Origin of the sequence: Proteus mirabilis ATCC 29906 (genome assembly GCF_000160755.1) — a bacterium.
In the GTDB taxonomy this organism is placed as follows: Bacteria; Pseudomonadota; Gammaproteobacteria; order Enterobacterales; family Enterobacteriaceae; genus Proteus; species Proteus mirabilis.
The window spans coordinates 134,952-156,440 of sequence record NZ_GG668581.1 but is presented as its reverse complement, the minus strand read 5'-3'; the positions used below and the strand labels follow the sequence as shown (position 1 = coordinate 156,440).

General features: G+C 39.9%; 19 protein-coding genes. 11 read left to right on the top strand and 8 right to left on the bottom strand.

The window, feature by feature from the left end; all coding sequences use genetic code 11:
- Positions 1 to 73 precede the first annotated feature (73 nt).
- Entirely contained in the window at positions 74 to 1,522 is a 1,449-nt protein-coding gene (locus HMPREF0693_RS14555) for an NAD-dependent succinate-semialdehyde dehydrogenase (protein WP_004246274.1), read from the bottom strand.
- Between the two features lie 259 nt (positions 1,523 to 1,781).
- On the opposite strand from HMPREF0693_RS14555, the gene bamJ reads away from it, so the two are divergent.
- Complete coding sequence (bamJ, locus tag HMPREF0693_RS14550) at positions 1,782 to 2,402, top strand: BamJ family beta-barrel-assembly machinery protein (protein WP_004246273.1); 621 nt, start codon at positions 1,782 to 1,784, stop codon at positions 2,400 to 2,402.
- Positions 2,403 to 2,540: 138 nt separating this feature from the next.
- Positions 2,541 to 3,281, top strand: a complete 741-nt coding sequence (gene cysQ / locus HMPREF0693_RS14545) for a 3'(2'),5'-bisphosphate nucleotidase CysQ (protein ID WP_004246272.1) — start codon at positions 2,541 to 2,543, stop codon at positions 3,279 to 3,281.
- A gap of 57 nt (positions 3,282 to 3,338) precedes the next feature.
- Here cysQ and HMPREF0693_RS14540 read toward each other — a convergent pair whose 3' ends face one another.
- Entirely contained in the window at positions 3,339 to 3,899 is a 561-nt protein-coding gene (locus tag HMPREF0693_RS14540; protein WP_004246271.1) for a YtfJ family protein, read from the bottom strand.
- A 283-nt stretch (positions 3,900 to 4,182) separates the two neighbouring features.
- On the opposite strand from HMPREF0693_RS14540, the gene HMPREF0693_RS14535 reads away from it, so the two are divergent.
- The gene (locus HMPREF0693_RS14535) at positions 4,183 to 4,389 is read left to right on the top strand and encodes a DUF1107 domain-containing protein (protein ID WP_004246270.1); all 207 of its coding nucleotides are present in this window, start codon (positions 4,183 to 4,185) and stop codon (positions 4,387 to 4,389) included.
- An 84-nt stretch (positions 4,390 to 4,473) separates the two neighbouring features.
- On the opposite strand, the gene paeA is transcribed toward HMPREF0693_RS14535, so the two are convergent.
- Complete coding sequence (gene paeA, locus HMPREF0693_RS14530; RefSeq protein WP_004246269.1) at positions 4,474 to 5,847, bottom strand: polyamine export protein PaeA; 1,374 nt, start codon at positions 5,845 to 5,847, stop codon at positions 4,474 to 4,476.
- 162 nt (positions 5,848 to 6,009) lie between these two features.
- The gene (gene msrA / locus HMPREF0693_RS14525; protein WP_004249614.1) at positions 6,010 to 6,636 is read right to left on the bottom strand and encodes a peptide-methionine (S)-S-oxide reductase MsrA; all 627 of its coding nucleotides are present in this window, start codon (positions 6,634 to 6,636) and stop codon (positions 6,010 to 6,012) included.
- 137 nt (positions 6,637 to 6,773) lie between these two features.
- On the opposite strand from msrA, the gene tamA reads away from it, so the two are divergent.
- The 6 genes from tamA (at position 6,774) to HMPREF0693_RS14495 (ending at position 15,733) form a co-directional block, all read left to right on the top strand.
- Entirely contained in the window at positions 6,774 to 8,516 is a 1,743-nt protein-coding gene (tamA, locus tag HMPREF0693_RS14520; protein ID WP_004246266.1) for an autotransporter assembly complex protein TamA, read from the top strand.
- The gene (tamB, locus tag HMPREF0693_RS14515) at positions 8,513 to 12,334 is read left to right on the top strand and encodes an autotransporter assembly complex protein TamB (RefSeq protein ID WP_004246265.1); all 3,822 of its coding nucleotides are present in this window, start codon (positions 8,513 to 8,515) and stop codon (positions 12,332 to 12,334) included. The genes tamA and tamB overlap by 4 nt, the downstream gene beginning before the upstream one ends.
- A 5-nt stretch (positions 12,335 to 12,339) precedes the next feature.
- Positions 12,340 to 12,687 carry a gamma-glutamylcyclotransferase family protein gene (locus HMPREF0693_RS14510; RefSeq protein ID WP_004246264.1) on the top strand — a complete coding sequence of 116 codons (348 nt, stop codon included), beginning with the start codon at positions 12,340 to 12,342 and terminating at the stop codon, positions 12,685 to 12,687.
- A 253-nt stretch (positions 12,688 to 12,940) separates the two neighbouring features.
- A complete protein-coding gene (locus tag HMPREF0693_RS14505) occupies positions 12,941 to 13,204 on the top strand; it encodes a hypothetical protein (protein ID WP_004246263.1) in 264 nt (87 codons plus the stop codon).
- Between the two features lie 46 nt (positions 13,205 to 13,250).
- Positions 13,251 to 14,543 (top strand): dTDP-4-dehydrorhamnose 3,5-epimerase family protein, encoded by a 1,293-nt coding sequence (locus tag HMPREF0693_RS14500; RefSeq protein ID WP_004246262.1) that lies wholly within the window; start codon positions 13,251 to 13,253, stop codon positions 14,541 to 14,543.
- 8 nt (positions 14,544 to 14,551) lie between these two features.
- On the top strand, positions 14,552 to 15,733 hold the full coding sequence (locus tag HMPREF0693_RS14495) for an MFS transporter (protein ID WP_004246261.1): 1,182 nt from the start codon (positions 14,552 to 14,554) through the stop codon (positions 15,731 to 15,733).
- Between the two features lie 88 nt (positions 15,734 to 15,821).
- On the opposite strand, the gene ppa is transcribed toward HMPREF0693_RS14495, so the two are convergent.
- Both ppa and fbp read right to left on the bottom strand, forming a co-directional pair.
- Positions 15,822 to 16,349, bottom strand: coding sequence for an inorganic diphosphatase (gene ppa, locus HMPREF0693_RS14490; RefSeq protein ID WP_004246260.1), 528 nt, complete (start codon positions 16,347 to 16,349; stop codon positions 15,822 to 15,824).
- 199 nt (positions 16,350 to 16,548) lie between these two features.
- Positions 16,549 to 17,556 (bottom strand): class 1 fructose-bisphosphatase, encoded by a 1,008-nt coding sequence (fbp, locus tag HMPREF0693_RS14485; RefSeq protein ID WP_012368727.1) that lies wholly within the window; start codon positions 17,554 to 17,556, stop codon positions 16,549 to 16,551.
- A gap of 165 nt (positions 17,557 to 17,721) precedes the next feature.
- Between fbp and mpl the strand changes: the two genes are divergently transcribed.
- On the top strand, positions 17,722 to 19,101 hold the full coding sequence (gene mpl, locus HMPREF0693_RS14480; RefSeq protein ID WP_004246258.1) for a UDP-N-acetylmuramate:L-alanyl-gamma-D-glutamyl-meso-diaminopimelate ligase: 1,380 nt from the start codon (positions 17,722 to 17,724) through the stop codon (positions 19,099 to 19,101).
- A 68-nt stretch (positions 19,102 to 19,169) separates the two neighbouring features.
- Here mpl and argR read toward each other — a convergent pair whose 3' ends face one another.
- On the bottom strand, positions 19,170 to 19,640 hold the full coding sequence (gene argR / locus HMPREF0693_RS14475) for a transcriptional regulator ArgR (protein ID WP_004246257.1): 471 nt from the start codon (positions 19,638 to 19,640) through the stop codon (positions 19,170 to 19,172).
- 450 nt (positions 19,641 to 20,090) lie between these two features.
- Between argR and mdh the strand changes: the two genes are divergently transcribed.
- Complete coding sequence (mdh, locus tag HMPREF0693_RS14470; protein ID WP_004246256.1) at positions 20,091 to 21,029, top strand: malate dehydrogenase; 939 nt, start codon at positions 20,091 to 20,093, stop codon at positions 21,027 to 21,029.
- Positions 21,030 to 21,129: 100 nt separating this feature from the next.
- On the opposite strand, the gene HMPREF0693_RS14465 is transcribed toward mdh, so the two are convergent.
- Positions 21,130 to 21,396 carry a helix-turn-helix domain-containing protein gene (locus HMPREF0693_RS14465; protein ID WP_004246255.1) on the bottom strand — a complete coding sequence of 89 codons (267 nt, stop codon included), beginning with the start codon at positions 21,394 to 21,396 and terminating at the stop codon, positions 21,130 to 21,132.
- Positions 21,397 to 21,489: the final 93 nt, after the last annotated feature.

Below are 21,489 nucleotides of genomic sequence, written 5' to 3'. Positions count from 1 at the left end.
TTAATAAGAGATAATGGTTGCAAAAAGCAATCGCGTCCTTGCGATGACTTTTACTGTTAATCAGTGGCCTCGTTTACAGGCCTTGGCAGAGGTATTTCATTTCCATATAGTCCTCAATACCATGCTCAGAGCCTTCACGACCTAAGCCAGACTGCTTTATACCACCGAAAGGAGCCACTTCATTGGAAATTAGACCTGTGTTAATACCGACCATGCCATATTCTAGATTTTCAGCCACACGCCAAATACGTTGAGGATCTTCACTGTAGAAATAAGCGGCTAAGCCATAGATGGTATTATTGGCTAGATGTACTACTTCTTCTTCATTGTCAAAAATGACTAAAGGTGCCACGGGGCCAAAGATCTCTTCTTCAAGAATATGACTATCAGCAGGCACATTACCGACCACGGTAGGCTGAAAGAAATTTTCACCTGCTTTATCTTTTTCACCACCACATAGCAGTGTCGCACCGCGTTGTAAGGTATCAGCAAGGAGTGATTGTGATTTTTCTACCGCCTTATGATTAATAAGAGGCCCAATAGTCACGCCTTCGGTAAAGCCATTACCGACTTTTAGTTTTTTAACCTCAACAACAAAGCGTTCACTAAATTGTTGATATACATCTTTATGGATATAAAAACGATTTGCACACACGCAAGTTTGTCCGGCATTACGGAATTTCGCCCCCATAGCACCTGCAACCGCTTTCTCAATATCGGCGTCATTAAAGACAATAAATGGCGCATTTCCCCCTAGCTCCAGTGAGACTTTTTTCACACTGTCAGCACATTGGCGCATTAATAAACGGCCAACCCCTGTAGAGCCAGTAAAACTCAATTTACGCACGCGGTTGTCTGATGTGAACACTTCACCGATTTTAACTGCATCACCGGTGACAATATTAATAACACCGGCAGGTATTCCTGCTTGCGCGGCTAATTCAGCTAACGCAAGGGCTGTATAGGGGGTTTCGTTGGCAGGTTTTATCACCATAGTACACCCAGCTGCTAATGCTGGGGCTGCTTTACGGGTGATCATGGCAGCAGGGAAGTTCCAAGGTGTGATAGCCGCACAAACACCAATCCCTTGTTTGATCACCATAAGCCGCTTATCTGATGAAGGGGAGGGGATAATTTCACCGTTGGTTCTTTTACCTTGCTCAGCAAACCACTCAATAAATGAGGCTGCGTAGGTGATTTCGCCTTCCGCTTCGGCCACGGGTTTACCTTGTTCAAACGTCATCAGTTCTGCAAGTTGACGCTTGTTATCCTGTATCAGTTGGAACCAGCGTTGCAGTAAAGTGCTTCTTTGATGTGCGGTTAACGCACGCCATGTCGGTAATGCTTTGGCGGCTGCATCAACAGCCGCTTTGGCTTCTTCTGTTGCCATATTTGGCACAGTACCAATGGGCTGATTTGTTGCAGGATCAATCACTTCAACCGTGTCTTTGCTTTTTGCATCACACCAAATACCGTCAATATATCCTTGTTCACGGAAATAGGGATTGTCAGTTATTTTCACTTCGTACCTCTCTGAACATATATATTGATATTGAGCGCTGGGTTAACAGAGCTACCTTGTCTTTAATTATATGCTTGTGTGAGAGGCTTGTGAAAAAAAGTCTGAAAAATATCGTCAAGAAAGGTCAAAATCCATGACAAATAGCGCAAATTGATCGCGTTTTCGACGAATAATCGCGATTAGCCAAGACGGGAGGTTTACGCTCTAGCTTACCACTGTTATTCTTGGCACTAACTTTCATAAAAACAGGTATTTTTTCATGTCAAAACCATCATTTGATTCTATTGAATCGCAGGCAAGTTACGGTATTGGTCTGCAAGTCGGTCAACAACTGACTGAATCAGGTCTCCAAGGATTAGAGCCAGCAGCACTGCTTGCCGGCTTGACTGACGCGTTAGAAGGCAATACTCCTTCTGTACCTGTTGAAACGTTACACAATGCTTTACGTACTATGCATGAGCGTGCTGAAGCTGTTCGTCAAGAGCGTCAAGCGGCACTGGCAGAAGCAGGCAAAGTATTCTTAGCAGAAAATGTAAAAAAAGAAGGCGTGCAGGTTACTGAATCTGGTTTACAGTACAAAGTACTGAAAGCAGGAGATGGCGCTATTCCAGCTCGTACTGATCATGTTCGTGTGCATTATACTGGTCGTTTAATCGATGGTACGGTATTTGATAGCTCAGTACAGCGTGGTCAGCCAGCAGAATTCCCTGTTAATGGTGTGATTGCAGGATGGATTGAAGCATTAACTTTGATGCCAGTAGGTTCTAAATGGGAATTATATATTCCTTACCAATTAGCTTATGGTGAACGTGGTGCGGGGGCGGCTATTCCTCCTTTTGCAACATTAGTTTTCGAAGTAGAACTATTAGAAATTTTATAATTTCTTCTTCTGCAAAAAATAACACTATAGCCGGTTTTTTCCGGCTATTTTTGTCTCTATACTAGAGTAAAGAGAGTGCAAGATAATTGATTTTTATAAGAGTGAGTACCATTCTTATAAAAATAAGTGAGGTGCATTATGTTAGAACAAGTCAGCGAATTAGCCCGCCAAGCGGGTCAGGCGATAATGCAAATTTATCAACAATCAGCGCCAATTGAAGTACAGGAAAAGAGTGACCATTCACCGGTTACTGCGGCAGATTTAGCCGCCCATCAAATTATTAAGCAAGGACTTGCCAGTATTGCGCCAGATATTCCTCAATTATCTGAAGAAGATCCTCCTGCGTGGGAAGAACGTCGTCATTGGCAACGTTATTGGCTGATTGATCCCCTCGATGGTACCAAAGAGTTTATCAATAAAAATGGTGAGTTTACGGTTAATATTGCGTTGATTGAACAGGGTGTGCCGGTATTAGGCGTTGTGTATGCACCAGTACAAAATATTCTCTACTCAGCAGCCAATAAACAGGCATGGAAAGAAACCTGTGGTCAGCGTTTACCAATAAAAGTCAGCCGTGCTGAACCCCCCGTGATTGTTATTAGTCGTTCTCATCAAGATGATGAATTAAAAGAATATTTATCGCAATTGGGTGAGCACCAAACGGTGGCTGTTGGATCTTCATTAAAATTTTGTCTAGTGGCAGAAGGAAAAGCTCAGCTTTATCCTCGTTTTGGACCTACTCATACATGGGATACTGCAGCAGGACACGCTATTGCGATAGCCGCAGGGGCACATGTTACCGATTGGAAAGGGGTGACACTTGATTATTCACCGAGAGAATCACTGATAAATCCTGGTTTTAGAGTTTCTATTTTCTAATGTTAACGAGAGCAGAGCCCTTAAGTTTAAAGGGCTCCGATACAGATGATTTAAATACTATTCTTTAATTAAGTCATTGATAAGGTTAATGGCGGAAGTTATTTCTGCACCACTTAATACACCTTCTTTGACAAAACGAACTTTTCCTTGTTTATCCAGCACAATAATTGCTGAACTCTCTTTTTCTAGTCCCCAACCTTTTTGCGCTACACCATCAGCATCAACAATAAATTGTGACCAAGGAAACTCTTTTTTACTGTCTTCAACACTACCGCGAACAAAAGGCCCAGTACCAAAGATAGCATCATCAGTATTGATGATAGTGGTTGTCTGATAACTATTTTGTGGAAATTTGGCTTGTTTGATGGCTTCAATCAGTGGCGCATTCATCTCTTTAGCCTTACTGCGTCCAGCGATATGTTGAATTGTGCGTACTTTGCCACTAAGTAGTCCGCTATTCCAATTTTGATAGCTAAATTTATCTTTGGCACCATCATAAAGAAGCTCCCCTTTGTCACTCACAGAGATCGCCGGTAGGAGAGTTTCTTCAGTAATATTATGGGCAAATACCCATGTAGATGTGCTAAGCAAAAGTGCAGCCAAGGTTATTTTGTGCATCGTTATTGTCCTATTATTAAATTCGACTTTATCGGCTATTTAAGCATAGAGGCTAAAAAAGAATAATACCTCATTGTTGATACATTTTTTTAACATATAGGGTGTAAGATAAAGTATTCACAGTCTCGACTTATCTTCTTTACTGTCAATAAGTGTAAAAATAGATAAGAAATTTAAATAAATGGAACCTAGTACTTATAATTAGGTCTTTAAATTTGGTATATAAAGATCGGTCTTTATGACTGATTAAATTCACAACTGAGCATGGGAGACTAACTGAAAGATGAAGATCTTCAATCGCTATAACCCAGAAAAAATTGCTCTCTACGTTAAGACGTTATTTCGTGGACGGTTTTATATCAAAGGAATGGGCGCATTTGAGTTCGATTACGGTAAAATTTTATTGCCGAAAATAAAAGATAAGCTGCATTTTAATGTGATGAGTGAAGTTAACCAGCAGGTGGTTTTACTCAAAGCTGAAATGGGCTAACTTTTATCTGATAGATAACTGAGTCTATATCTTGTGCTTTTACGATAAGACTCAGTTATTAATTTCAGTTTGTTACCAGTTGATTTAGGCTTTATGCTCTTCGTGCTCAAAAGGCACTTCTGCCGTTGTTTGAGGAGCAGGTATTGCTTCTTGCAAAACCGGTTTTACTGGCGGAATATCATCAATTTTAGTGACAAGCAGTTGATCAATTTTATAGTTATCAATATCCACCACTTCAAATTTATAACCTGCAAACTTCACATAGTCAGTACGTTTGGGGATCTTACGCAAACGGAACATCATAAACCCAGCAATGGTTTCGTAATTGCTAGAATCCGGGAAATCATCAATATCTAATGCCCGCATAACATCATCAATAGGTGTTCCACCTTCAACCAACCATGAATGCTCATCACGACTGACGATTTGCTCTTCTTGGCCCGGGCCAATCAGATCGCCCATTAAAGTGGTCATCACGTCATTTAAGGTGATAACGCCCATCACCATCGCATATTCATTGAGAATAATGGCAAAATCTTCCCCTGAGGTTTTAAAGCTTTCTAGCATGTCAGATAAAGTTAAGGTATCCGGAATAATAAGGGCTTTACGGATATGCACACCTTCTTTGAGGTTAAGACTTTGCCCATTGATCACACGGTTGAGTAGCTCTTTTGAATCTACATAACCAATAATATGGTCTATATCCCCTTCACAAACTAAGAATTTAGAGTGGGGCTGAGTGGCAATTTTATGCTTAATATCTTCTTCTGTCTCTTCGCGATCAAAGTAGACAACATCTTCACGTGGTGTCATGGCTGATGGTACGGTACGTGATTCTAATTCAAAGACATTTTCAATTAATTCGTGCTCTTGTTTACGTAATACCCCCGCTACGGCACCGGCTTCGACAATCGCAAAGATATCATCAGATGTAATATCTTCATTTCTTACCATCGGGATTTTAAATAGTTTAAAGATAAGATCTGCCATGCCATTAAACAACCAAACTAAAGGGCGGAATAAGGCGAGACAAAAACGCATAGGATTAACAATTTTCAGTGCAATGACTTCTGGCTTGATCATGCCGATACGTTTAGGAGTTAAATCGGCAAGCAGAATAAACATCGATGTGACGATAATAAATGAACAGACCGATCCTAATTGTTGCGCGAGAGGTACTTCTAAAAAGCGGGAAAAGAGATCTTTTAATGCGGGGGAAAAAGCAGATTCACCGACAATACCCGCCAAAATGGCAACGGCGTTAAGACCAATTTGTACCACGGTAAAAAACATACCGGGGGTTTCTTGCATTTTTAATACACGAGCGGCGTTGATATTCCCTTCGTCAACCAACTGTTTGAGTTTAATACGACGGGAGGCCGCCAGTGATATTTCAGACAGCGAAAAAAAGGCGCTAATGGCACACAGCAAAAGCACAATGAGTAAACTATTAAGCATATAAGGCTCACATCACCCAGAGTATTAAATCCAGAGGGTAATACTTGAGTGTTAATAATCGAAGATAAATCAATATATTGTGATAGACTATTTTATAAAAATAGACACAAAGATAGATAAGAGGGCGTAATTATATCATCGCCCTGCTATTTTCTGCTAGTGTTAGTTTGCCGGTGGAAAACAGATACCAATGCCACCAAGTCCACAATAACCTTGAGGGTTTTTAAATAGGTATTGCTGATGATAATCTTCAGCAAAATAGAAAGGTCCGGCAGGTTGTATTTCAGTGGTGATCTCTTTATGTGCCCCTTCACTATTGATAGCTTGTTGATAACGTTGTTTTGACTCAATAGCTTGTGCATATTGCTCTGGGGTTAGGGTATAAATGGCCGAGCGATATTGGCTACCAATATCATTACCTTGGCGCATACCTTGGGAAGGGTCATGATTCTCCCAAAAAATAGCCAATAATTGTTGATAGCTGATAAGGGTCGGATCAAATACCACACGAACGACCTCTGCATGACCGGTACGGCCTTGGCAAACTTGCTCATAGGTGGGATTTTCTGTTACACCACCGCTATAACCGGCACTTGTGCTATAAACACCGGGTTGTTGCCAAAATAGGCGTTCAACGCCCCAAAAGCAGCCCATGGCAAAATAAGCAATTTGCATATTTTCTGGGATCTCACGGATAGAATGCCCATTGACGGCATGATTAGCAGAAATTTCTAATGGCGTTGTGCTGCCGATTACGGCATGCTCAGGATGATAAGCTTTATGTTGCAAGGTAAACTCCAAATTTTATATTTGTAAACGCTTTACTATGGTAAAGGTTTAATATTGTTATAAACTAAATCTACAATAAAGCTTAAAACTATTTGTCGTCAATTACCGAATGATATAAATAATATTGAGGAGAAAACGTGCCGAGATACTCCGTTATCTACGTTCTCTGTCTGTCTTCTATAACGTCTTTTGCTTATGGGGCAAATTTACGTTTAAAAGTAGAAGGTTTAGAAGGGCAACTCGAAAAGAATGTACGAGTCCAGCTATCAAACATAACAACAGAAGAAGTTGCACCAGACGGGCGTTTTCGTGCGCGTGTTGAAAAGGCAATTAAAGAGGGCCTACGGCCTTTAGGTTATTATCAGCCTACGGTCACTTTCTCTTATCAAGAAAATACCCCTCCGACACGCCCTGTATTAACAGCAAAGGTTGAGCTTGGTATTCCCGTACTGTTAAAAGGGGTCAATATTGTACTGGAAGGGGGAGCTAAAACAGATGAGCAATATGCCAAAGTGATTAAAGAAAACACACCCCCTCTTGATAGTGTGTTAAATCATGCCGAATATGAAAAATTAAAAGGTTCGTTAACAGGGCTTGCTATTCGTCGTGGTTACTTTGATGCAGATATGGAAAAAAGCCAGCTCGGTGTCTCTTTAGATAATCACGCCTCTTATTGGGATTTTGTCTTTAATAGTGGTGAACGTTACCGTTTTGGTAAAGTGAATTATACTGGCTCACAAATTCGTGAAGACTACCTACAAAATATTGTGCCTTTTAAAGAAGGGGAATATTACTCTTCTGAAGATTTGGCAGAGTTTAATCGACGCTTAGCTGCCACAGGATGGTTTAATTCGGCGGTTGTCACACCTAATATCGCTAAAGCACGTAGTGAAGGCAATTATTTGCTACCAATGGATGCCGTTGTTACCCCTCGCTCACGTAACTATATGGAGCTAGGGGGCGGTTTTGCCACAGATGTCGGACCTCGATTAAATATGCAGTGGGATAAACCTTGGATAAATTCTAGGGGCCATAGTTTAACATCGAATATGAGTATTTCTAAGCCTGAGCAATCTATTGGTGCTAATTATAAAATTCCATTAAAAGTTAACCCATTAGAACAATATTATGGCATTCAAGGCGGCTATAAACGTACAGATTTAAATGATACTCGTTCGGATACCACCACACTGAACGTTTCTCGTAACTGGGATATGTCAACGGGATGGCAATACAGTATTAATACCCGCTGGAGTCTGAGCCACTTTACCCAAGGTGATGTGACCAATACAACCATGTTGCTTTATCCTGGTGCGAATGCAAGTCGCGTACGCCAACGGGGTGGCATGATGCCTTATTGGGGGGATAGCCAACGTTATTCAGTCGATTATTCCAATAAAATATGGGGATCTGATGTTGAATTTCTCGCCCTACAAGCTCAGCAAGTGTGGATACGCACACCTTGGGAAGGCCACCGTTTTGTGGTCAGAGGGACGTTTGGCTGGATTGAAACGAATCAATTTGAGAAAGTACCACCCGAATTACGTTTCTTTGCTGGTGGCGATAGAAGTATTAGGGGTTATAAATACCAAAGTATTTCACCGGAAGATAGCAAAGGTAAATTAACAGGGGCATCAAGAATGCTAACGGGATCTGCTGAATACCAATATAACGTAACTGGAAATTGGTGGGGAGCTGTATTTGTTGATAGTGGTGAAGCCGTTAACGATTTTACGAAAAGTGATTTTAAAACAGGTGCGGGTGCGGGGGTTCGTTGGGCATCTCCAGTAGGGCCTGTAAAGTTTGATTTAGCCGTTCCAGTCAATAGTGGTGAAGAGCGTAAGTTACAGTTTTATATTGGGTTAGGAGCTGAGTTATGATGAAGTGGTTGAAAAGGATAACACTAACGCTACTTATCATCATTTTACTGGTTTTAGGTGCTCTTGCATGGATTTTAGGGACGCAATCAGGGCTACATTTTGCCATTAATAGTGCAGCTCGTTGGGTGCCAGGTTTAACCATTAATAGTGTTAATGGCGGTTGGCAAGATTTACGTTTAACGGGTGTTGAGTATCAAATGCCGGGTGTAGACGTCAATGTGGGGGAGTTATCACTAGGCTTAAATTTAAGCTGCTTGAAGGACAAACAACTGTGTGTTGAGGCCTTAGGCACACGTGATGTTATCGTCAATGTAGATACCAGTGCACTCCCTCCAGCACAAGAAACACCCCCTTCTGAGCCTTTAACTGAGCTTAATGCCCCTTTACCTATCTATTTAAACTCTCTCTCATTAGCCAATACGCGTGTACAAATTGATGATATGGCCCTATCACTCAATGAGTTTACTACGGCAGCACAATGGGAAGGGCGTCAAGTTACCTTAAAACCGACAGTCATTAATGATTTGTTGGTGGCGTTACCGAAAACACCCGAAGACGGTAGTGTTGCCGCCATGGCGCAAGATGTAAAAGAAGTTGCAGCAACGACGCCTCAAGCGGAGCCTAAAACACCGCAAGAGCAAGAGCAGGCACTAGCTGACACTATTAAGACAATTTTCGCCAAGCCTTTATTAGCGCAGTTACCCGAAATTATTATTCCTGTTGATATCAATGTGGAGGGGATAGAAGGTAAACAGTTACAAGTTAGTGGTGATACGCCTGTGACTATTAATCAACTCTCTTTTCAAGCCAATACGCAAGGTCAACAGGTTAATCTCACTAGGCTCAGTATTGATGCGCCAGAAGGCAAAGTCAGTTTAAACGGTCAAATTACACTGGATAAACAGTGGCCGGTTAATCTAGATATGCAAGCGATGCTTCGTGAGATGGCAGGATTGGAAGAGTTTAAAGATCAGCAAGCGACACTGTCCTTACAAGGTGCGATACTTGATGAATTAAAACTCGCACTCTCTTTAACAGGAACTGTTACCGCAAGCCTTGATGCACAAGCTGAGCTCGCTAAAGCACATCTTCCACTAAAATTAACCTTAGAGAGCCAAAAAGTGCGCTGGCCTTTAACGGGAGATGTGCAGTATCAACTTAATGATACTCGACTACGTCTTAATGGGCAGACGGATAATTATGATCTTTCATTACGTTCTAATATTGAAGGACAAGAGATCCCGCCAGCCAAGTTGACCCTAGACGCTAAAGGGAATGAAGAGAAAATAGCACTCACTCGTTTGCGTTTAGCTGCATTACAAGGTCATGCGGATATTACCGGTGTGGCAGATTGGAGTAAGGCGATTAGCTGGAATGCATTATTGACTATCTCTGGTATTAATACAGCTAAACAATATCCTGATATGCCAGCGAAATTAGATGGACGTATTGCTACAACGGGTAGCCTGTATGGAGGAAGTTGGCAACTACGAGTGCCTGAAATTACCTTAGATGGTAATTTAAAAAATAATCTTATTAAGGCGCGAGGAAACGCCTATGGTAATGATTCGGGGCAATGGAATATTCCTCAATTAACCTTAATTCTAGGTAAAAATAATCTCGATATTGCGGGGCACTTAGGTGAGCAGTGGGCGCTTGATGCGAACATCAATGCTCCGGGGTTAAATGGTTTAGTGCCGGGGTTAGCGGGCGTTATTAAAGGGAAAGTGAATGTTCGCGGTGATATTAATAAGCCGAAAATTATTGCTGATATCAATGCGCAAGGGATCAAATGGCAAGATCAGCTCAGTGTTGAGTCAGTTGTCGTTAAAGGTGACATTCAGTCAGATGACGTGATCAGTGGCAAACTGGCAATTACGGCACGTCAGTTAAAACAGGCTGATTTGATTATTCGTCAATTAACGCTAGATGCGGCCGGGACAGAAAAACAGCATAAGCTTACCTTGAAAATGGATGGGGAACCCGTATCGGGTGGCCTGACATTAGCCGGCTCGTTTGATAAAGAAAAACAGCAGTGGCAAGGCACACTTAACAATACCGCATTTGATACGCCTGTAGGCGAATGGCGTTTAAATAAAGCGATGGCGCTAAATTTATTAGCGGAAAAACAGCAAGTGACGATTGGTTCACATTGCTGGGTAAATCCTAATGCACAACTGTGTGTACCTAAAGAGATCACTGTAGGTGAGAGTGGTAGTGCGGCAATCACGTTAACACGTTTTGATTTAGCCATGATAAAACCATTCTTACCTCCTGAAACTGCGCTACGCGGTGTCTTTACGGGAGATGCAACGGCAACTTGGAATGCGAAAGGCGGATTACCTAAAGCGTCAGTTAACCTTAAAGGTCAGGGCGTTGGTGTAAAACAAAATGTCGATGGTACGGTATTACCTATTGATTTTGATGCAGTTACGTTAAATGCGGGCATCAATAATGGTAAAGCGACCTTGCAATGGTTAATTAGTATTGCCGGTAATGGTGACTTTAAAGGCCATGCCAATGTTGCTGATCTAGAAAAAACACGTCAATTATCAGGTACGGTTGATATTGATAACCTGACATTAGATCTGATTAAGCCTTTCTTGGGTAAAGGTGAAATAGCGCAAGGTAGTGTAGGGGCACAGCTACGTTTAGGAGGGAATGCACAATCACCATTGCTATTTGGGCAGTTTGGTATTAACCAGTTAAAAGTAGTTGGTCACTGGATCCCATTTGACATTACCAAAGGGAATGTCGATATTCGCTTTAATGGTGCGACTTCTGATTTAAGCGGTAGAATCGAAACACCGGAAGGTTATTTAAATCTGACGGGGAATGCGGACTGGCGCAAACTAGATGAGTGGCGTGCCGTGGTGGCTGCAAATGGCAATAAACTGCGTGTGTCATTACCACCAATGGTTCGTATTGATGTTAACCCAGACTTAGTTTTTGAAGCTAATCCACATTTGCTTAAATTAGATGGTCGTATTGATATCCCTTGGGCTCGTATCGTGGTGCAGGAATTACCCGAGTCTGCGGTGTCGGCCTCTTCTGATGAAGTGATGTTGGATAAAGAATTACAACCTATAGCACCAAAGCAGACTTCTATACCTATTCAAAGTAATTTGGCGATTAATATTGGCGATGATGTCACATTAGATGCCTTTGGATTGAAAGCCAGATTAACAGGGGCATTAAAAGTTGCTCAAAGTAAGCAAGGGTTGGGATTAAATGGTCAAGTGGATATTCCACGCGGGGAATTCAAAGCTTATGGACAAGATTTACAAGTACGTAAAGGGCAAATCTTGTTCTCAGGGCCGGTTGATCAGCCATACTTAAATATTGAAGCGATACGTAACCCTGATAATACGGCAGATAATGTCATTGCTGGGGTTAAAGTCACCGGACTTGCGGATAAGCCGAAAGTGGAAATATTCTCTGAGCCGGCCAAAACACAACAAGAAGCATTATCCTACTTGTTAAGAGGGGAAGGATTAGCAAGTGGTGATTCTGATTCAGCACAAATGACAGCCATGCTAATAGGATTAGGTGTTGGACAAAGTGGACAACTCGTAGGACGTATTGGCGAAACCTTTGGTATTTCTGATTTAGCGTTAGATACACAAGGTGTAGGGGATAGTTCACAAGTTGTCGTCAGTGGTAAGATAACCGATGATTTACAAGTGAAGTATGGGATGGGTATATTTGATTCGCTAGCGACGTTAACATTACGTTATCGCTTGATGCCCAGGTTGTATTTACAAGCAGTGTCTGGTATGAATCAGGCAATAGATCTGCTTTATCAATTTGAGTTTTAATTTATATGCGAATTATTGTTTATGGAAGTTTACGGCGAAATCAGGGTAACCATCACTGGATGACCTACGCACAGCTATTAGGTGAGTATAAATTAGCGGGGTATAAACTCTATGATTTAGGGTTTTATCCTGCTGTGGTTGAAGGTGATGGTGAAATAGAATGTGAAGTTTATCGGATCACGCCTTCCATTTTGACGGAGCTTGATGAACTGAAAAAAAATGATCAAGATTACAAGCGCCAGTTGATATCAACACCTTATGGTAGTGCTTGGATCTATCTTTATCAAAAGCCAGTTGATGGGTTGCGAGAAATCAAAAGTGGAGATTGGCTAAAACGCCACGAAGAAGAGTAATAGGCTTACGAAAGCTGACTCAATAATGATTAAAAAAGCTCGATATATATCGAGCTTTTTTATTTTTACTAAAAGTAGTATTTATATTTTAAAATTTAAATAAATAATTATTACTTCGTTTTTTATCTAAATTGATATGAAAATAATTAATGGTAGAGCTGATTGACAGAAAAATAACTTCAGTGTTAAAACAGTTTTGCTTAAGAAGGAAAGAGATAACGACTTATTATTAAATAGCGAAATAAGGTAATTTATGGACAAATTAAACGATATTACTCAACTTTATAATAATCCACCAAAAGATGTAAAACATAATATAGTCAATCATCGTTTTACGGATATGATGCTACAAACTAAAACTGTTGCAACAGAAGCATTAGATAAATTAGCTTATCTTGCAGGTATTAAAAATGCACCTGCTGATGATAAGTATTTAAAATTAAACACCACTAGCTTAGATGCGTTACTAAAAAGTGCGAAGTCACTTGGTTATGATATCGAAGTCGTCAGTCTTTAATCAATAAGCAGCCGTAAGGCTGCTTTTTAAATAAAAGGAGACAATAGTGAATAAGGATATTAATGAACTTAATAAAGATATTAATATTGTCGGATTACATTGGATTAAACGCTGGCGAGTGAATAATGGAAAACATCAGTCTTATGTTATTCCTTTCGCAACAACCTATCCTATTAATATTGTTTATCACGGTAAAAGCGAATTTAAATATGGGCAGTATGGCATTCATCTTGGCCAGCAAGATACACTCACCTTTTTAGGTGATAAAAAACAAAAGATACTGGCTAAATTTATTGATTGTCGTAAAAACTCACCGACATTTAAATCAGAATTAAGTTTGGAGATAACCCCATCATCCGCAAGAACACTTATTATTCCCCCAGGAGTTGCTCATACTTTTTCCCATCTAGAAAATGTTTTTACCTTAAATAGCTACTCTCTTTTTTTACCTACTATCGAGCAATTAGCAAATGAAACATTAAATTGGTCACCTAATAATGATGTGATAAATCTGCCGGAAGATATCGATATTAATGAGATTGAAGGCTATGAGCCGATGACAGAAGAAGCTTCGGCGCTGGTCTACTATCGAGTTGCTGAGATACAACAGCAGTGGTTAAGCCAACATCGATTTTTACACTCTGAAACTCGTAAAATTCGCTTAGATAATGGCGATGAAATTAATGTAAGGTTGCGAGAGAAAATAGCCGATGTTCAAAAACAGTCATTACCTACATCCACTATTTTAGGTGTTGAATTTCGTGAAATGGCGACCCTGCATACGGGCAAAGAGAGTGGCATTGTCCCATTAACGCGACAATCCCCTATGTATCTAGTCGAACATGGTCAGGAGGCTTATGATTTCGACTCTTATGGATTACATTTAGGGCAAGAAGATCATTTAACTTTTTTAGGAAATACCTCGGGTAAAATCACTATTAAGCTGGTGGATATGCGTGAAGATTCGCCTACGCTATTTTATGAAGATGAAATGGTTTTTGATCCGGCACCCAATATTGAATTAGTGATCCCCTGTGGTGTTGCCCATGCCTTATTTAATATGGCGAATATCATTACTGTGAATCGACCTGTTATCTATTTGGACGAAGAAAAAGAATATATTCCGGGTCATGACGTGATTGATTGGAAAATCGCTAATAAAAATTATCAAGCTTATCGTGTTAATAAAATAGCAGCAGATTTAACCTATTATCAATTTCTTGTTTCTAAACAACAAGCGTTAATGAAACATAAGCCCACCCATCATACCCCAAAATCAATTATTGTTTATGATGAAAATAATCAGCCTATTAAAGTATTAATTAAAGAAAAGGTGTAACCTCTATTATGCGTATTGTCTTTTTCTATATGCTTTTTTTGGTATTAAGTGCAGATGGTCTAATGGTTTTTTTGACACCTGTTATTGTTTATCAATTAACAACAAGCATTGAATATGCGGGATTGACATACGCTTTATGGTGGTTACCACGTATTTTTTTAATACCGCTTATTGGTCAATATATTGATGGTCTAGGTGTCCGTCCTGTTTCTGTTATTTCCGATAGCTGTAAAATTATCGGTTGTTTATTTTTATTAATAGTAGATTTTTCCTCTGATTTAGTTATTGCAATTAGTTTTGGATTAGTGGGTAGCTTAATTTCTATTGGTAATTCACAGACACTGATTTCATATGAAAAAATTATTGCCTTGATGAGTCGCCATAAAGAACATCATATTAATATAATGTCTCGAATGGATTTTTTGGGCATGATCATTGGCCCATTAATCGGTATGTTATTTATTGATTATGGTTACCATTATTTACTGATTATTCCCTGTCTATTTTATTTCATTAACGCCGTGTTCTTTTTGTTCTTTTACCTAGTACCAAAACAGCGCCAATCTGCCACTCAGTTACATAGCCTAACAGAGACATTACAGGTGACGAAAAGGATAGTGGTGATTTTTACGTCTCCTATTTTGGTTTTTTCTATTTTAATTGCTATCGGCAATAATATGTTTGATGGATTAATTGAGTCGAGTGGGGCGGCGTTGATCGACCAATCGATGAATTTACCCATTAAATATTATGGCTTTATTGATATTTCTGCGGGGATCTGTGGCGTGATAGGAACTTATTTATATGGTTATCTAACCCATTATTTAAATCGAAAATTATTAGTGTCTCTATCAATTTGTATCATCACAATAAGTTCTTTTCTATTGGTTATTTTTCAACATGATATCACGGCTTTTATTCTCTTTTATGCCCTATCCATTATTGGTAAGGTTTTTTCAGGGAATATTTTACGGATGTTAAGAATAGAAATTATTCCTGTGACACAATTAGCTAGCATTTCCTCACTGATTATTTTGTTTAATCAACTGATTTTGCCCATTGTTGGGGGATTGCTCTTTTTCTCTACAGGGAATATTTCGACAGTATATATATTGATGATAATCGCTATGGCGATCACCTTGGTGAGTGGCGTAATGCTTATTATGCGGTTAAACCATAAAAAGAGATAATCATAAAATAAGCCCACATTTGAAGTGGGCTTATTTTGGCTAAGCAACCAATGGATTACTTAGCAACGCTAATTCTAATGACACAGAATTATTTTTTTGCGCGTTCAAAAGAAGACAGAATTTCAGCTTTAGCCGCTTCTACGCCTTCCCAACCATCAACTTTTACCCATTTACCAGATTCTAAATCTTTGTAATGTTCGAAGAAGTGTTTGATTTGAGCTTTTAATAATTCAGGTAGATCGTTCACATCTTTAATGTGATCGTATTCTTTACTTAGTTTGGTGTGTGGTACTGCAACCAGTTTTGCATCTTCACCTGATTCATCAGTCATTTTCAGTACGCCAACAGGACGGCAACGAATGACTGAACCTGGTTGCAATGGGTATGGAGTTGGAACCAGAACGTCTACTGGATCACCATCTAAAGATAATGTGTTGTTGATGTAACCGTAGTTGCATGGGTAGAACATCGCTGTTGACATAAAACGGTCAACGAACAGTGCACCACTTTCTTTATCAACTTCGTATTTGATTGGATCAGCATTGGCTGGAATTTCAATAACAACATAGATATCTTCTGGTAGTTCTTTACCAGCAGGAACATGATTCAGGCTCATAAAAAATTTCCTATGAAAAATTAATTTGACGTGGCTCGTAGTATAGCGAAAAGTTTTTAACAATACCCGTTTTTTGCCGTACAGGTTGCCTTTTGAGGTAAAAATAAGCAACAAATACACGAATTAGCTATTTTGGGAGATGAAAAAACCGGACGCGTTAATTAAGCCCGGTTTAACTATATCCTGACAAAAAGAAAATTTATTCTTCGTCTGGATATTGAGCCATAAATGCTTCTGCTTGTTCGACCATCGCTTTAGTACCCACAAAGAATGGCATGCGTTGGTGCAACTCTGTTGGTTTGATATCTAAAATACGATCTTTACCATTACTGGCTTTACCACCCGCTTGTTCCGCGAGGAATGCCATTGGATTGCATTCATAAAGTAAGCGTAATTTACCATTTGGATGACTTGCCGTACTTGGGTAAATATAAATCCCCCCTTTGAGCAAGTTACGATGGAAATCCGCAACCAAAGAGCCAATATAGCGAGTTGTATAAGGACGGTTAGTCGTTGCATCCTGCTCTTGGCAATACTTGATGTATTTTTTTACCCCTAATGGGAATTTAATGTAGTTACCTTCATTGATTGAATACATATTTCCGGTAGGCGGAAAATGAACACTTTCGTGAGATAAACAGAAAACCCCTAAAGAAGGATCGTAAGTAAAGGCATGTACACCACAACCGGTAGTGTAAACCAACATAGTAGATGAGCCATAAACGACATAACCCGCAGCAACTTGGCGATTACCGGGTTGCAGGAAATCATCTAGTGTCACTGGTTGGCCAATAGGCGTAATACGGTGGTAAATAGAGAAAATAGTACCAACGGAAACGTTTACATCGATATTAGAAGAACCATCCAATGGATCCATTAATACCACATACTTGGCATTTTCCGCACGATCACCTTCAAAGATAACGATATCGTCTTCTTCTTCCGAACCGATCCCCGCAACTTCACCACGAGCTTTAAGTGCTGCTTTTAGTTTCTCATTCGCGTAAAGATCCAGTTTCATCTGGGCTTCACCTTGAACATTAGAAACACCGTTAGTGCCAAGAATATCGACTAACCCAGCTTTATTAATATCACGGTGAATAATTTTAGCCCCAAGCTTAATGGCTGACAGTAATGCCGTTAATTCGCCAGTTGCATGGGGAAAATCTTGTTGTTTCTCGACGATAAATTCGCCTAATGTTTTCATGACGTGGGTCCTGAATGTGAATGGATAAAATATAAAAAGGAAAAAAGTTTCCTTATTAGTGGCAAGTTTATCCAAAGAATCGCATGATTCAAAGGTTAATCCGTTTCTAATCTGCTTTTTGATGGTTAGAATAGTGACCAACTTCATGCTATTGGAAAGAAATTCATGCACATTCATATTCTTGGTATTTGTGGCACCTTTATGGGAAGTCTTGCCATCTTAGCTCGAGCGAAAGGGCATAAAGTAACTGGCTCTGATGCAAATGTTTATCCTCCAATGAGCACATTATTGGAAAATCAAGGCATTGAGCTAATCGAAGGTTATGATCCACAACAATTAGAACCTGCTCCTGACATGGTGATTATTGGCAATGCGATGACTCGAGGGAATCCTTGTGTTGAAGCGGTACTTGAAAAAGGATTGCCTTACACATCAGGGCCACAATGGTTACATGACTATATTTTGCCTGAGCGTTGGGTTTTGGCCGTTGCGGGTACCCATGGTAAAACGACTACGGCAGGTATGCTGGCTTGGATTTTAGAAGATTGTGGTTATCAACCTGGTTTTTTAATTGGTGGTGTGCCGGGTAACTTTCAAGTTTCAGCACAATTGGGGGAAAGCCCGTTTTTTGTTATTGAAGCTGATGAGTATGACAGTGCTTTCTTTGATAAACGTTCTAAATTTGTTCATTACTCGCCACGTACGCTTATCTTAAATAATCTGGAATTCGACCATGCGGATATTTTTGATGATTTAACGGCGATTCAAAAACAGTTTCATCATTTAGTCCGTATTGTGCCGGGCAGTGGCAAAATTATCATGCCTGATAACGATCTGAACTTAAAACAGACCATTGGTATGGGATGTTGGAGTGAGGAAGAGTACACCGGTGAGACGGGTGATTGGCAGGCGAAAAAGATCAGTAATGACAGTAGCCACTTTGCAGTGTTCCATAAAGGTGAGCAAGTCGGTGAGGTTTGTTGGGGACTTTCGGGTGAACACAATATGCAAAATGGCTTAATGGCCATTGTGGCAGCTCACCACGTTGGTGTATTACCGGTAGATGCATGCGCAGCACTCAATAAATTTATTAACGCCCGTCGTCGTTTAGAGTTACGGGGTGAAGTAAATCAAGTGAGTGTTTATGATGACTTTGCCCATCATCCTACGGCGATTTTAGCAACCCTTGAAGCGTTACGTAGTAAAGTTGGCGGAACAGCACGTATTATTGCGGTATTAGAACCTCGCTCTAATACGATGAAGATGGGGATCAGTAAAGATGATATCGCCCCAGCATTGGGACGTGCTGATGAAGTTTTCTTATTTCAGCCACCTAACATTCAATGGTTAGTCAGTGATATTGCCGAGAAGTGTGTACAGCCTGCTCGTTGGAGCACGGATATTGACACATTAGTGGAGATGGTTGCTAAAGAAGCTAAACCGGGTGATCATATTTTGATCATGAGCAATGGTGGCTTTGGTGGTATACATGAAAAACTCCTGGCGAAATTAGCCACACCAAAATCATCTGTGGATCAATATTAATTTAAATAAGTAAGCCACTGAAATTTCAGTGGCTTACTGTTTATGACCTATTTTCCTGAAGTCGCTATTTATAATTCCTGATCAAATAGGTTTAAAATCGCATCTCGTAGTTCTTCTGTTGAGAATCCTGGCGCGGGTGTAGAAAAAATAGTGTCATCACCAGCGATACTTCCGAGGATCCCTTCTGCTTTACCTAAAGAATCTAATAAACGTGCAATAAGCTGTGCGGCACCGGGGCTGGTTCTAATAACCACTACTGAGTGGTTATGGTCAATATCAAGTACCAAATTTTTCAATGGGCTACTTGCTGTAGGTACACCAAGTTCTGTTGGCAGGCAGTAAACCATCTCCATTTTGGCATTACGCGTTCTTACTGCGCCAAATTTTGTTAGCATACGAGAGATTTTAGACTGGTTAATATTATCAAAACCAGCTTCTTGTAATGCAGTTACAATCTCGCCTTGTGAACTGAATTTTTCTTCTTTCAGCAGGGCTTTAAATGCTTTAACCAAGTCTTCTTGCTTAGAAGGAGTGCGCATAGTTCACCTTTAGTGAGTTATCAATAACTCGCACATTATGCAGAGAAGTGAATTTTTATGCAACATTAGCTCCGTTAATCTTGTTTCTCTTCTTGGTTGATGTGTGTTTTTGTGTGTTAACTCAAAAAAGTTTTATTTCTCGATATTGAATGCGATAATCTTGATTAGGTAAATAATTTGTTAACTAAATGATAATCTTAAATGATTATGCAATATGAGATAGCGCGTTTAGCACTTAGCGATATTTATTGGAATTATTTCTCAAAAGAGTGCCCGCTATCTCATTAACAGATAAGCAATTTGTTTAGAATAACCGAAGTATTATTTTTTACTACAAATGCCTTATTATGCAATATAGCTGTTAAATAATTGTTTTCTTTACTAGGTGTGTTGCGTAATAGTGAGTATATCAAAGGCGTTCCACTATCTCGTAAACTAAGGAGTATCAGAATGAAAGTAGCAGTTCTCGGTGCAGCGGGTGGTATTGGTCAGGCACTGGCACTTCTTCTTAAAAATCAGCTTCCAGCTGGTAGTGAACTCTCTTTATATGATATCGCTCCGGTTACACCGGGTGTTGCAGCGGACTTAAGTCATATACCTACTCAAGTAAGGGTAAAAGGTTTTGCTGGCGAAGATCCTTCTCCTGCATTAAAAGATGCAGATGTTGTTTTAATTTCTGCCGGTGTTGCCCGTAAACCGGGTATGGATCGCTCTGATCTTTTCAATGTAAATGCAGGGATCGTGCGTAATCTTATTGAAAAAGTTGCACAAAACTGCCCTAAGGCGCTTATTGGTATCATTACTAATCCAGTCAATACTACGGTTGCTATCGCTGCTGAAGTACTGAAAAAAGCCGGTGTTTATGATAAAAAACGCCTATTTGGTGTGACAACACTAGATATTATCCGTGCGAATACTTTTGTTGCTGAATTAAAAGGCAAAGATCCACAAACAACGAATGTTCCGGTCATTGGTGGACACTCAGGTGTCACTATTCTTCCTTTGCTATCTCAAGTAGCCGGTGTGTCATTTACTGATGAAGAAGTTGCTGCATTAACAAAACGTATTCAAAATGCGGGGACTGAGGTTGTTGAAGCTAAAGCAGGTGGCGGATCAGCCACATTATCAATGGGACAAGCAGCTGCGCGCTTTGGTCTTTCATTGATCCGTGCTTTAAATGGCGAAAAAGATGTTATTGAATGCACCTATACCGAAGGCGATGGTGAACATGCCCGTTTCTTTGCACAACCTGTTCGTTTAGGTAAGAATGGTGTTGAAGAATATCTACCAATCGGTCAATTAAGTGATTTTGAAAAACAATCTCTTAATGGCATGTTGGATGTATTGAAAAAAGATATAATTCTTGGCGAAGAATTTATTAATAAATAAAAAATAACTTTTTTGCTTTAAAATAATGTAAATTTAAATAAAAACCGCTGATAGTGTATCAGCGGTTTTTTTTATTAATTATAATATATGTAATTATTAGTTAATTATTGGTTTTGTCGCGTATCTTCCGTTCAAGTAATTCTCCTGTTTCAGGATGAAAATAACGACTGGGCCAAATTTCCGAAGGCGCTACACCTAGAAAGTCAGCAATGATTTTCTCACCTTTTGGCCAAGGGCGTGACAGTGCATTAGCCAGTGTTGAAGAGCTTAAACCAGCTTGGCGAGAGATGGCTGCCAGTGTTGTGCCCCGTTTTCTGAGTGCGGCAATAATATCGGCAGGATGCCAATCAGATTTCCTTGAAATCATTTTTAATCCTTTTTCTATAAAATTAAATGCTGTGTTAGTGGTATAAATAACAGTTTATTAGAAATGCTTAAAAGCATTAAACTGATTATTTAG